The sequence below is a fragment of the Pantoea sp. R102 genome, assembly GCF_004916815.1.
GTDB classification, from domain to species: Bacteria; Pseudomonadota; Gammaproteobacteria; order Enterobacterales; family Enterobacteriaceae; genus Pantoea; species Pantoea dispersa.
In genome coordinates, this window is sequence record NZ_SDFT01000086.1 from 1 (window position 1) to 11,752 (window position 11,752).

An 11,752-nucleotide genomic window follows, 5' to 3' on the forward strand; every position below is an offset into this window, starting at 1 on the left:
TGTGATCGCCGGCGATCAGGTCACGCTGTCGCTGGCCGGGCTGGGTATTCCGCGGCTGGAACGGGTGATCTGGCGCGTGGCGCAGCGCGACTATCCCCAGCCGCCACAGGACGACGTATTCAATCCGCTGAGTTGCCTGCACTTCAGCACAGGGTGTCGCGCGCAGTTTCTGTCGCGCCTCAGCTGGCTGAGTCATAAGTCGGTGCTGGATATTGCTGGCATGCAGCGCAGTAGCTGGCAGCGCCTGCTGGACGGTGGCAGCATCAGCCACCTGTTCTCCTGGCTGACGCTCACGCCAGAGCAGATTGCGCAGGCACAGGGCATCTCCACCGTACGCGCCCGGCAGATCTGGCATCGCTTTAACCTGACGCGCCAGCAGCCGCTGCGCCGCTGGATCAGCGCGCTGGGCTTACCGCTGCCGCGCACGGCGCTCCAGGCGTTGCCCGATACGCAGTGGTCGCAGCTGCTGGCGCGTTCAGCCGACAGCTGGCAGCAGCTGCCGGGTATCGGCAACGTCCTGGCACTGCGGCTGGTGACGATGCTGCAGGATGCGCGCCTGCAGTCGCTGATTCACTTTCTGCAGCAGCAGAATATCCCGGCGCAGCCGTCAGTGCTCGGGGTGGGGGTAGTTGAAAATCGGCAGACCGAGGCGGAAGCGCAGCGCCAGCAGGCGGGCGAAGAAGCCGAACAGTAGCGTGATGATCACCACTACTTCATGTGCCAGCGGCGTTTTCAGCAGCAGGATATACATCCAGCCGGAGGCAAAAGCGATGCCGGCGTACAGCTCTTTCTGGAATACCAGCGGAATGCGGTTGCAGAACATATCGCGCAGCACGCCGCCAAAAACGCCGGTGATGACTGCGGCGATGGCGGCGATGATCGCCGCATGGCCGGAATCCAGCGCAACCTGTGCGCCGATAATCGAGAACACCACCAGACCCAGCGCATCCAGCACCAGAAACACTTTACGCAGATGATTCATCAGCGGCGCGACAAAGGTGGTGACCACGGCCGCCGCCGCGACGATCATGATGTATTCCGGGTGTTTCACCCAGCCGAGCGGATAGTGGCCCAGCAGGATATCGCGCACCGAGCCGCCGCCAATCGCCGTGACCGACGCAATAATAATGACGCCAAACAGGTCCATTTTGCGTCGGCCTGCCGCCAGCGCACCGGTCATTGCTTCGGCGGTAATTCCAATGATGTACAGGACGGTTAATAACATAGAGCACTCCAGTAAACTGGCGGCAAGGCTAAAGATTTCCCAGAGTGTAGACCACTGAGATTTTCTAAAAAAAGGTTTTCGGATTAGCCATCTTAATGGCGAGCCTGCTTATGGGCTTGTTACAGAGATAACGCGGTTATCAGCCGGTGTTTTCGCATCAATAAAAATGATGCGAGACGGCGGATCGGCCCTGATTTAAGTTTCGCCGATGATGTGTCGTACCTGATTAATGCCTGCTCATTCAGGCTCATCATTTACGGGCGCGACGTGCAGCAACTCTGGACAGGCATGAAAAAACACAGCGTAGACATCCTCTATTACTCCTCCGATAAGCTGGCGGCACTCGGGCTGGAAAGCCTGCTGACGGCATTACCGGTAGGCTGCCGGGTGCATGAGCTCTGGTCGCTCAGTACCGTCATCTCGCAGTGTGAAAAGCTGCGACCCCGCTTGCTGGTGTTTATCTTTCACGAGAATATGCCGCTGAGTGGCACCTTCAAAGTGCTGTATGCGCTGCAGCAGCAGTTTCCGGCTATGCAGGTGCTGGTACTGACGCGACGCCTGTTGCCGATGATGCACGCTCTCAGTCGTTATCTGCCCGGACTCAGCGTCCTCGATTTAAAGTCCTCACACACCGCGCTGTGTCGTTGCCTGCTGGCCTGTATCGCTGGCGGGATACCGCAGTTGCAGGAGGGGGCTGACATTCTGCTACCGGACCGGCAGCTGCGGGTGCTGCTGATGATGGCGTGGGGCTACAACACGGAGCAGATTGGTAACCGGCTCGGTATCAGCCATAAAACGGTGAATGCACACAAGCTGAATGCGCTAACCCGCCTGCAGGTGAAAAGCAAAAACGACATGGCCGATCTGTTTATGGTGATTGATGAGCTGCGCATGCTGGTGGGATGGCTGCGCCTGCACCGCAATGGCAAGCTGAGCGAGCTGGCTTATCATTCGCTGGAAGAGTTACTGGAAGCATAAAAAGAAAAAAGCGTGCTGGTAACCAGCACGCGAACGCATCTTGCAGATGCCCAGAGCCCACCATACAGACTTGTTGTTATTATCCGTTTCTTGCTCGCACTGCGGCGAAAGCTTTCAGGCTAAAACGGTACTCCGGCTGGAACCAGGGACGTCCGTAGTAGCAGTAGATCAGCATTCTGATGGAAACCATCGCCAGGTAACCCCAGATGGCGCACAGCACTGACGGCGTCAGCCACACGGTAAACAGCGTGACCGCCAGCCCTGCCAGCACGGAAGACGTTTCCGTAAAGGCAATGCGCGTAAATTGTTTTTCCCGTTGCAGGATGGCGCGATAGTGCTGCCCCTGCGGAATAATAATAAAGATGACGGAAATCATCTCCAGCATAATTGCCAGTTCCGGCTGTCCCATTATTCGGCTGTAAATGTCACTGCCGATAAACAGCGCGGCAAAAATAAATAAACCGCTTAATACATTACCCCAGTAAAGCGTCGAGAGTTCGCTGTTATTTAAACTTTGATAGCGAATAAGTGCGTTACCGAAGCCGCGATCGGCTAATGTATCAATCACTAATAATATCACTACGGCAATCGCGAGCAAATTGAGCTCATTTGCCTGCAGGATTTGCGCCAGCAGTGAAAGCTGTAATACCCCAATGCCAACGATTTTTATGGATGACAACACTGACCATTTGGCGCTGGCCAGATTTCTTTCGCGTATCGCCATACTCTGCTCATTATGGTACATGTACCAGTGCAATTAAGGGTTCACCCGGGCGGCGGCCCAGAGTACAGATCACATCAATGCAGCGCTTGCTGTCGCAGTCCTGAGATACCTTTCAGTGCCGGCCAGGTCGCGATGCTGTTAATTAAGTGATGCTCTGATAATAAAATGATGCCCCTGGCGCGTAATTGTTGTGGCGTCTGCGCGGTATCTCCTCCGGTCAGGAGGAAATCCGCGAGATCGTTATAAAATCCTTTTGCATTATTATATTTCCCGGCCAGTATCCGTCTGGCAATCTCAACAAATTCTTTTTCAGATAACAAAGGATAGGTTGAGCGATCCATGTTATGTCCCTGCTGTTTTTATTATTAAGTACTGCTGTGTGTGAAGGAGTTATACCGTGTTTTATTTAAATTAACACCATAAGAAAACTCCTATAAATCGACTGCAGGAATAAATGGTTTCAGAATATGGATGTGAATATATAAGTTCTGGTCTTTACAATTTATTAGTCCTTTTCCACCTTTTATGACGCTGCAAAGTTGAACAAGTCAGCGCACAGGAAAAAACAGAGTTAAATCAGAAGCACTCAGCTCTCGCCAGTCCGGCACGACCAGGAATTTTCCCGGTTACGACGCTTTAGCCAGACTGGTGAATGGTGCGAAAATGCGCTTTGCGCGCGGTGAAACAGTTAAACACTGCTGCGCGAAAAAAATGGCGCTTTTTAGCGATTGCGTCCAGCGCAGTATAAAGGGCGGATGGTGGGATAATGCATTGATTCTAATGGGTTAACAGATGCAGGAGGCGTTCAAGATCGCGTTTTACCCAGGCAACATCCCCGGCGAACTTCTCGTCAGACATCAGCTGCTGGCGATAAACCACCATGACGACTTCGGCCCCCTGCTCGTTGGCAATGACCCGCATCGGCATATAAACCTCTTTACCGCTGCCGGTGTCGATCCAGTGATCCATCACGCCAAACGGGTTATAGGGGGTAAAACGAATTTTCACTGTGCCTTCCGGGCCTTTCGCTTTCCAGTACTGGCCTTCCTGCGTCAGCGTGCTGCTGCTCAGGCCGCTGGCCCACTTCGCAAAACATTCGGGTTTCCAGATGGTTTCGTACAGATCTAACCAGTTACGGGGAATGGTGAGCGTCACTGTCTGAGATGGCAGCATGGAGCCTCCGCGGGGCAGGTAAACGACAAATTAAACCTGAAACATCGCCTGTCACCTTAACTGAAGGTCACCGGACTGCAAACGGCCCGGTGACGGAAGTGTGCTGCAACAGCGTTTTCTGTCAGATAAAACGGCCACGGCCCTGAATGTCATGCAGTCCGGCGCTGCCGTCGGGCTGACGCAGCACGAAGCGATCGGATTGCGCCACCACCGCGCAGCTGTGGTTAGGGAAGATGCGCAACAGGGCGCCAACCGCAGGCGCATGTTCGCCATAGGTTAAAAAGCCGTGCTCTTCCGACAACTTCTGCACTTCATACTGATGGCCATGCTCGTCCACCGCGATGCCGAAACCGCTGGCATTGGTGCCGTGCGGGCCTTTGTCCGAGCTCAGCATTTTGGAGCCGGCATCAATGATGGCGTAATAAGGATTAACGGCCACCACGCGCGTCACGACCGTTAACGCCAGCGCATCCGCCTCACACAAGCCCAGACGCCAGGCAGTGAGATCCAGCAGGGCATAATTGCCGGGACGAATTTCATCGCTGCCAGCGGCTACCGGTGCCGCCAGCGCCGTGGGCGTGGAGCCAACCGAGATGGGACAAGGAACAAAGCCGGCATCCAGCAGCCGCCGTTGCAGGTCACGCATCAGCGCGATCTCCTGCTGCGCCACCTCAGCTATCGCCGTGGCATGACCCGCAGCGTACGCATGACCCGCATGCGAGATCAGCCCGGCGAAGGGCAATCCGCTGGCGACAATCTGCTGCGCCAGCGTCAGCGCGCTATCGCTATGCGGATCGACGCCAACGCGATGCAGACCCACATCCACTTTAATGGCGATCGCCAGCGCGCAGTCCGGCTGCTGCTGATGGGCGGCGGCAATGGCGCTCACGCCCGCCGCGCAATCTGCGATGCAGGTAATGCGTGCCTGATGCTGTGCCGCCAGCTGCAGCAGTTCGGTCAGCGCGGCGGCGTGCACCACGGGATAGGCCAGCAGCACATCGCGTGCCCCGCCGAGCACAAAAGCCACGCCTTCGCTCGGTTTCGACACGGTAATGCCGCGCGCACCCAGCTGGCGCTGCTGTTCAGCGATCCAGACGCTTTTATGGGTTTTAATATGGGGACGCAGCGCGACGCCGGCGGCATCGGCTTTCTGTTGCATCCGTTGCAGGTTACGCTGCAGGCGCGCAGCATCAACTTCCAGGTAGGGCGTAAGCCGGTCGGCGTGCAGCGGTCGCAGCCAGCCTGCTGTCTCAGTGTGTTCCATTATAATAGTCCGCAGGTTATGTCTTGGTGCGGACTATCATTCACGAGCGCTGGTTAGACGTAAAGTGAAGCTTCGCCTGGCGGACGGGTTTTAAAGCGGCGATGCAGCCACAGATATTGCTCAGGCGCGCGCAGAATTTCTTTCTCAATCACCCGATTCATGTACGCCGCGGCGGCCGCTTCATCATCATGCGGGTAGTTTTCCAGCTGCGGCTGAATGATCAGCTGATAGCCGTCTTTGCGCGCATTACGAATCAGCACGATGGTCAGCATCGCCGGTTTCGCCAGCCGCGACAGCACAAAGGTGCCATTGGTGGTGGCCGCTTTCTCGACCGCGAACAGTGGAGCAAACACGCTGCCTTTCGGGCCGTAGTCCTGATCCGGCGCGAACCAGACGGCTTCGCCCTGTTTCAGCGCCTGAACCATGCCGCGCAGATCGCGTCGATCAATCATTGCTTTATTGGATCGCATGCGCCCTTTGGTTTGCGCCCACTCCATCGCCTGATTATTGTGCGGGCGATACATGGCCATCATCGGCTGGCACAGTCCGGTGATACGGCCACCCAGCTCCAGCGACATAAAGTGCACGCCAATCACCATCACGCCGCGCTGCTGGCTCTGCGCATGCTGAAGATTGGCGATGCCGTGCACCTGAAAAAGTTGACGCACGCGCGCATCGGACCAGAACCAGGCGATGCCAGTTTCCGCCAGCGCCATGCCCAGCGACTCAAAATTGCCGGCAATCATCATCTCTTTCTCGGCTTCATTAATGTGCGGGAAGCAGAGTTCGATGTTACGCCGCGTGATGCGTTCGCGCCGCTTCAGGAAGTGGCGTGATAGCCGGCCCGCTGTCGCACCCAGCCGGATTAATAAAGGATAGGGGAGCTGCACCAGCAGCCAGAGCACTGCCAGCCCGAACCAGGTAAACCAGTAGCGGGGATGCAAAAGTTTGGAACAGAACTGCCCGGTTTTCTTCATAGCGCCTTCATGTCAGGAGTGAATGTAACGCGCGAAGAAGTCGGTCCATGGTTCCCGGTGCGGTACAACTGTAGTTATTACGACCGGCACTTTAGCAAATAGTGCCGTATAAGATATGTAAACTCTGCAATCTTCAGGATTCAGATGATTGATGGATCGTGCACTAACTGGCGTGAGAATGAAATCGGATTGGGTTTAAACTGCTTAAAAACAATAGGTTGGTGGATTGGCTGGCCAGATTTATATGTCATTTTCGGTCAGTAACAGACACAGTTGTTCATCATTCAGGCAATAATCCTTACATTGCGAAAATTAAATATTGGTCTACCACTGCAACTGGTAGCTTCTGCAAGCCAGTTCCAGACACAGTAATGTCCATTTGACGCTAAAAAAGCCATGCTCAGACACTATTGTGTCTATATGGAAGCGTTATAGCTCAATCAGGCTTACCCTATGGCTACGGTGTGCAGCAAAATCTCACCGCATACCTGCGGCAGGCCGTAAAACCGTGCGATCCAGCAACCAGGCGCTATACAAACCGGCGTAATGGCTGCTGTTAGCAAGGAAAGATAAAGCCCTGAGCAGGGCTTTACAGAGATAAGCGTTACTCGATGTTCTGAATCTGCTCGCGCATCTGTTCGATCAGCACCTTAAGCTCAATCGCTGAGGCGGTGATGTCCGCATTGATCGATTTCGATGCCAGCGTGTTCGACTCGCGGTTGAACTCCTGCATCATAAAGTCGAGGCGGCGGCCGACGGCTTCTTTCTTCTTCAGAATGTTGTAAGTCTCTTTTACGTGCGCATCGAGGCGATCCAGCTCTTCGGCTACATCAATACGCTGGGCCATCATCACCAGTTCCTGCTCAAGGCGATTGTTCTCCAGCTGAACCTCAGCTTCTTCCAGCTTGCTCACCAGACGCTCGCGCTGCCATTTCAGCACTTCTGGCATCTGTGCACGCACTTTGCTGACCTGCTCGGTCACGCCCTGCAGTCGCTGTTCGATCAGCGCTTTCAGCGCGTTGCCTTCACTTTCACGCGCAATGATGAAATCGTCCAGCGCGCCATCCAGCGCTAGCAGCAGTTCCGCGTTGATGGCATCCAGATCCTGCTCCTGCGCGGTCATCACGCCCGGCCAGCGCAGAATATCCAGCGGGTTAATTGCGCCTTCATCACTCTGCATCTTCACCCAGTTCGCCGCCTGCACCAGCTGTTTAGCCAGCGACTCATTCAGCTGCAGCTCACCCTGGGCGCTGGCATCAGCGTCGAAGCGCAGGTTGCACTCGATTTTGCCGCGCGTCAGGCGGTTGCGGATGCGTTCGCGAATCACCGGCTCCAGGCTGCGAAACTGCTCCGGCAGGCGGATGTAGGTTTCGAGGTAACGCTGGTTGACGGAACGCAGTTCCCAGGCGGCGCTGCCCCAGCTGCCTTTGGCTTCACGGCGGGCGTATGCGGTCATACTGCGGATCATAAGCTTCTACTCATTCAGGAAATGTTCTTCGAATTATAGCGAGGGTGCTCCCGGCATGATAGGCGTAAACGCACAGCAGGGTGCCAGGCCTTTGACAACCGCGTTTATTGTTATTTACCGATGTTTTCAGGCGATAAAAATATCAAGGTTGTGAATGCAGAGATAAATAACATTTTAATCTGGCGAAAAAATAGCTACTGCGTGAATTGACCTGCGGTAATTATCGCCAGCTTGTGAACGGGCAGGGTTTTTACCTTGATTAAAATCATTAAAACACTGATGCAAAGCTGTGAATTGTGTCAATCCATTGATTTTAATGGCTTTAATAACCGTTAAAACATAATGGATTTGTGAGTGTTGTTTTTGATCATATATAACGAAAATACCGTTGCGCAGGGCAAAATTGATCTCTATCGTTGGCACCACTTGAGGACGACAACCACAAAAATGATGTGGACGGCCATCAGGAAAAATATAAGTAATTAAATTTTTCTATACACAGCAAATTGAATAAGACCGACGCAGAACGCGCTCCTTGTTTTATTCACCTAAATGGAAATCAGCAAATGAACATGAACAAAATCGTTGTGGCTTTAGGTCTGTCTATGTCTCTGGTGGCGGGTTCTGCGATGGCAGCAGGTGAAGGTAACGGTACTGTGACGTTTAAAGGTGCGATTGTTGATGCGCCATGCTCCATCGAACCAGGTTCAGTCGATCAGACGGTTGAGCTGGGTCAGATTTCCAACCTGGCGCTGAAAGACGGTGGCCGTTCTACACCGCGTCCATTCCAGATCAAACTGGAAAACTGCGACACCGCAACCAAAAAAGAAGTGACCGTGACCTTTGCCGGTACTGGCTCTCAGGTTATCCCGGGCAAACTGGCTATCACCGGTACTGCATCAGGCGCGGCGATCGGCATCAACTTCGGCGATACCGAAATTGAACTGGGTACCGCAACACCAGCGCAAAAACTGATGGACGGCAACAACCAGCTCTCCTTCGCAGCCTTCCTGCAGGGTGGCGGCGCTTCTGAGACTATCGTCCCGGGCGAATTCCAGAGCGTGGCTGACTTCGCACTGAACTATCAGTAATGGTCAGAGACTGGCGGGCTTCCTTGCCCGCCACTCTATCTTTTCGCTTAAGGAACTGCGGCGATGAGTCGTTTTATGCCTGCGGCGATAGTTTCGGCATCGGTGCTTTTCATCAATGACTGCCGCGCCGAACAGTTGATCGACCGCGGCCGCGTTGCGTTACGCGGCGCCATTCATCAGGGTGCCTGCGCCATTAAGGTCGATGATGCTGAACAAACCATCGCGATGGGGGTGCTGCCGCTGGCGCGCCTGCAACGTGACGGTAAAGGGCCGGGTTTTCCCTTCTCTATCCAGCTGGTCAATTGTCCGGTGGAGTACAGCGCGTCGGGAGGCGTGGCACGCACCTTTTCTATCACCTTTGACCACGATGGCCCGCCGGGTCAGCAGCGTTTTGCTGTGTATGGCGATGCCAAAGGGGTAGAGCTGATGATTACGGATACGCAGGGCAACACCATTGCTCCCGGTGAGGCGCAGCCGATCGATCAGCATCTGACGCAGCAGCACGACCTGCGTTATCGGCTCACGCTGGTCAGCAACCAGCAGCAACTGCACAGCGGGAGTTACGCCGCCGCGATTCGTTTTCACATTAATTACAACTGATCTTTCACGGTTTACGGACACCGCTTGCCATGAAAAAGGCTTCATTAACTGCGCCAGTCTCATGCGTGCGCAGGCAGCGTATCAGGCTGACGCCGCTCAGCGTGGCGTTAATGTTAGCCCTCGGCTACAGTGCTCCGCTCTTCGCTGCCGGTGCGGTCTCATTCAACACCGATATTCTTGATCTCAACGATCGGCAAAACATCGATCTGTCGCAGTTTGCTCAGGCCGGCTACATCATGCCGGGCGAATACATGATGGAGCTGCGCGTCAACCAGACACAGATTCCGGAAATGCTGGTGCGCTACTACGCGCCCGAAAATGCGCCGAATGAAAGTCTGCCCTGCCTGACACCCGAAATGGTGGATAAACTGGCGCTGAAACCGGAAGTGCTGAAAAACGCGTCGTGGCTGCAGGACGGCCAGTGTCTGGCGGTGGATTCCATCTCCGGCATGCAGGTGCGCGGCAATCTGGGTGAATCTCGCCTCAACATCACCATTCCACAGGCATGGCTGGAGTACAGCGCCGCCAACTGGGAACCGCCGTCGCGCTGGGATAACGGCGTCCCGGGCCTGTTAATGGATTACAACCTGTTTGCCTCCACTACGCGTGCGCAATACGGCGCTAAAAGCCAGAGTGTGAGCGGCAACGGCACCGGTGGCGTTAACGCCGGTGCCTGGCGCCTGCGTGCGGACTGGCAGATGCAGCAAAATCGTGGCACGGGCAGCCATCGCCAGGAATTCACCTGGACACGCTTTTACGCCTATCGGCCGCTGCCTTCTCTCCAGGCGAAAGCCACGCTGGGCGAGAACTATCTCGATTCCGGCATGTTTGACAGCTTTCGCTATCTTGGTGCGGCGATCACCAGCGATGACAACATGCTGCCGCCCAACCTGCGTGGCTATGCGCCGGAAGTAACCGGTATCGCCAAAACCAACGCCAAAGTCACCATTAGCCAGCAGGGACGGGTGATTTATGAATCGCAGGTGGCTGCCGGTCCATTTCGTATTCAGGATCTCAATGATGCCGTCTCCGGCCAGCTTGACGTGCGCGTCGAGGAGCAGGACGGCAGCGTGCAGACCTTTAGCGTCGATACCGCCACCATCCCGTATCTGACCCGTCCGGGCCGCGTGCGTTACAAATTCGCCAGCGGCAAACCAGGCAGCGAAGAGCACAAAACGCAGGGCCCTACGTTTGCCACCGGCGAATTCTCCTGGGGGATCAGTAACGGCTGGTCGATGTACGGCGGCGGGCTGGCCGCAGGCAATTACAAAGCGTTATCGATGGGTCTGGGGCGCGATCTGCTGTTGCTGGGCGCCATTTCGTTTGATGCCACCCAGTCACAGGCTGGCTTGCCGCAGCAGGGCAACAAAAGCGGCGGCTCTTATCGCCTGAGCTATTCCAAACGCTTCGAGGAACTTGATGGTCAGGTGACGTTTGCCGGCTACCGCTTTTCGCAGCGCAACTTTATGAGTCTGCCGCAGTATCTCGACGCGCGTTATCGCAACCAGCAGGTTTCTAACAGCAAAGAGCTCTACACCATTACGCTCAACAAGCACTTTCGCAGCCTGAACCTGAGTAGTTACCTCAGCTACAGCCATCAGACCTATTGGGATCGTGCCCCGCTGGATCGCTGGAGCTTTTCCACTTCGCGCTACTTTGATGTCGGCCGGTTTAAGAATCTGAGTTTAAGTCTGTCGCTCAACCGGACGCAATATAACGGCAAAAACGATGACAGCGTTTACCTCAACTTCAGTATGCCGATTGGCGGTGACAGTAGCCTGAGCTACAGCCAGCAAACCAGCGGTAAGCAAACCACCCACTCGGCCAGTTTTTATGACCGGCTGGACAGTAATAACAGCTACAGCCTGAGCGCCGGCCTCAATAACGATCGCCGTCAGTCGTTCAGCGGGTTTTACAGTCATCAGGGCAGTCTGACCAGCATGACGGCCAGCGCCAGCGCGCAGCAGGGACAGTACCGCAGCGCCAGCCTGTCACTGCAGGGCGGTTTAACGCTCACGCCGCAGGGCGCGGCGCTGCACCGGCTGGGCATGCCCGGCAGCACGCGTCTGATGGTCGATACCGATGGCGTCTCCGGCGTACCGGTCAACGGTGGTGGCAGTAACACGTATACCAATTTCTTTGGCAAAGCGGTGATTTCGGATGTGAACAGCTATTACCGCAACACCGCCAGTATCGATGTCACCGGACTGGCTGACAACGTGGAAGCGTCGCGCCCGGTAACCCAGATCACC

12 protein-coding genes and 1 pseudogene are annotated in these 11,752 nt (G+C 55.3%); 5 read left to right on the plus strand and 8 right to left on the minus strand.

Annotated features, from left to right (window positions below; genetic code table 11):
- Positions 1-694, plus strand: a pseudogene (gene ligB / locus ERD80_RS10245) (ATP-dependent DNA ligase); the annotation flags it as partial.
- On the opposite strand, the gene ERD80_RS10250 reads toward ligB, so the two are convergent.
- Positions 608-1,225, minus strand: coding sequence for a trimeric intracellular cation channel family protein (locus ERD80_RS10250; protein ID WP_031279636.1), 618 nt, complete (start codon positions 1,223-1,225; stop codon positions 608-610). The pseudogene ligB and the gene ERD80_RS10250 sit on opposite strands and share 87 nt — an antisense overlap.
- Before the next feature lie 288 nt (positions 1,226-1,513).
- Here ERD80_RS10250 and ERD80_RS10255 point away from each other — a divergent pair, with 288 nt between their 5' ends.
- Positions 1,514-2,203 (plus strand): LuxR C-terminal-related transcriptional regulator, encoded by a 690-nt coding sequence (locus tag ERD80_RS10255; protein ID WP_136546806.1) that lies wholly within the window; start codon positions 1,514-1,516, stop codon positions 2,201-2,203.
- A 79-nt stretch (positions 2,204-2,282) separates the two neighbouring features.
- Here ERD80_RS10255 and ERD80_RS10260 read toward each other — a convergent pair whose 3' ends face one another.
- The 7 genes from ERD80_RS10260 to ERD80_RS10290 all read right to left on the minus strand — a co-directional run bounded on the left by ERD80_RS10260 (position 2,283) and on the right by ERD80_RS10290 (position 8,235).
- Complete coding sequence (locus ERD80_RS10260; protein WP_088516691.1) at positions 2,283-2,927, minus strand: oligosaccharide flippase family protein; 645 nt, start codon at positions 2,925-2,927, stop codon at positions 2,283-2,285.
- 74 nt (positions 2,928-3,001) lie between these two features.
- On the minus strand, positions 3,002-3,268 hold the full coding sequence (locus tag ERD80_RS10265) for a hypothetical protein (protein ID WP_088516690.1): 267 nt from the start codon (positions 3,266-3,268) through the stop codon (positions 3,002-3,004).
- 436 nt (positions 3,269-3,704) lie between these two features.
- Positions 3,705-4,100, minus strand: a complete 396-nt coding sequence (locus tag ERD80_RS10270) for a polyketide cyclase (RefSeq protein ID WP_136546808.1) — start codon at positions 4,098-4,100, stop codon at positions 3,705-3,707.
- Positions 4,101-4,221: 121 nt separating this feature from the next.
- Positions 4,222-5,364 (minus strand): alanine racemase, encoded by a 1,143-nt coding sequence (locus ERD80_RS10275; protein ID WP_104094262.1) that lies wholly within the window; start codon positions 5,362-5,364, stop codon positions 4,222-4,224.
- Positions 5,365-5,417: 53 nt separating this feature from the next.
- The gene (gene lpxP / locus ERD80_RS10280; protein ID WP_058780491.1) at positions 5,418-6,341 is read right to left on the minus strand and encodes a kdo(2)-lipid IV(A) palmitoleoyltransferase; all 924 of its coding nucleotides are present in this window, start codon (positions 6,339-6,341) and stop codon (positions 5,418-5,420) included.
- Between the two features lie 604 nt (positions 6,342-6,945).
- Positions 6,946-7,809 (minus strand): YicC/YloC family endoribonuclease, encoded by an 864-nt coding sequence (locus tag ERD80_RS10285; RefSeq protein WP_058771011.1) that lies wholly within the window; start codon positions 7,807-7,809, stop codon positions 6,946-6,948.
- A gap of 174 nt (positions 7,810-7,983) precedes the next feature.
- Positions 7,984-8,235, minus strand: a complete 252-nt coding sequence (locus tag ERD80_RS10290) for a hypothetical protein (RefSeq protein ID WP_125311832.1) — start codon at positions 8,233-8,235, stop codon at positions 7,984-7,986.
- 140 nt (positions 8,236-8,375) lie between these two features.
- Here ERD80_RS10290 and ERD80_RS10295 point away from each other — a divergent pair, with 140 nt between their 5' ends.
- From ERD80_RS10295 to ERD80_RS10305, 3 genes are all read left to right on the plus strand, one after another.
- Complete coding sequence (locus ERD80_RS10295) at positions 8,376-8,900, plus strand: fimbrial protein (RefSeq protein WP_021507095.1); 525 nt, start codon at positions 8,376-8,378, stop codon at positions 8,898-8,900.
- 63 nt (positions 8,901-8,963) lie between these two features.
- The gene (locus ERD80_RS10300) at positions 8,964-9,500 is read left to right on the plus strand and encodes a fimbrial protein (protein WP_021507094.1); all 537 of its coding nucleotides are present in this window, start codon (positions 8,964-8,966) and stop codon (positions 9,498-9,500) included.
- A gap of 29 nt (positions 9,501-9,529) precedes the next feature.
- Positions 9,530-11,752, plus strand: a 2,223-nt coding sequence (locus tag ERD80_RS10305; protein ID WP_136546810.1) for a fimbria/pilus outer membrane usher protein, incomplete at its 3' end; no start/stop codon positions are given.

Excerpts from the sequence above, each read along its gene's own strand:
- ERD80_RS10250 (WP_031279636.1), bottom strand. The coding sequence starts at position 1,225 with ATGTTATTAACCGTCCTGTACATCATTGGAATTACCGCCGAAGCAATG.
- ERD80_RS10255 (WP_136546806.1), top strand. The coding sequence starts at position 1,514 with ATGAAAAAACACAGCGTAGACATCCTCTATTACTCCTCCGATAAGCTG.
- ERD80_RS10260 (WP_088516691.1), bottom strand. The coding sequence starts at position 2,927 with ATGGCGATACGCGAAAGAAATCTGGCCAGCGCCAAATGGTCAGTGTTG.
- ERD80_RS10265 (WP_088516690.1), bottom strand. The coding sequence starts at position 3,268 with ATGGATCGCTCAACCTATCCTTTGTTATCTGAAAAAGAATTTGTTGAG.
- ERD80_RS10270 (WP_136546808.1), bottom strand. The coding sequence starts at position 4,100 with ATGCTGCCATCTCAGACAGTGACGCTCACCATTCCCCGTAACTGGTTA.
- ERD80_RS10275 (WP_104094262.1), bottom strand. The coding sequence starts at position 5,364 with ATGGAACACACTGAGACAGCAGGCTGGCTGCGACCGCTGCACGCCGAC.
- lpxP (WP_058780491.1), bottom strand. The coding sequence starts at position 6,341 with ATGAAGAAAACCGGGCAGTTCTGTTCCAAACTTTTGCATCCCCGCTAC.
- ERD80_RS10285 (WP_058771011.1), bottom strand. The coding sequence starts at position 7,809 with ATGATCCGCAGTATGACCGCATACGCCCGCCGTGAAGCCAAAGGCAGC.
- ERD80_RS10295 (WP_021507095.1), top strand. The coding sequence starts at position 8,376 with ATGAACATGAACAAAATCGTTGTGGCTTTAGGTCTGTCTATGTCTCTG.
- ERD80_RS10300 (WP_021507094.1), top strand. The coding sequence starts at position 8,964 with ATGAGTCGTTTTATGCCTGCGGCGATAGTTTCGGCATCGGTGCTTTTC.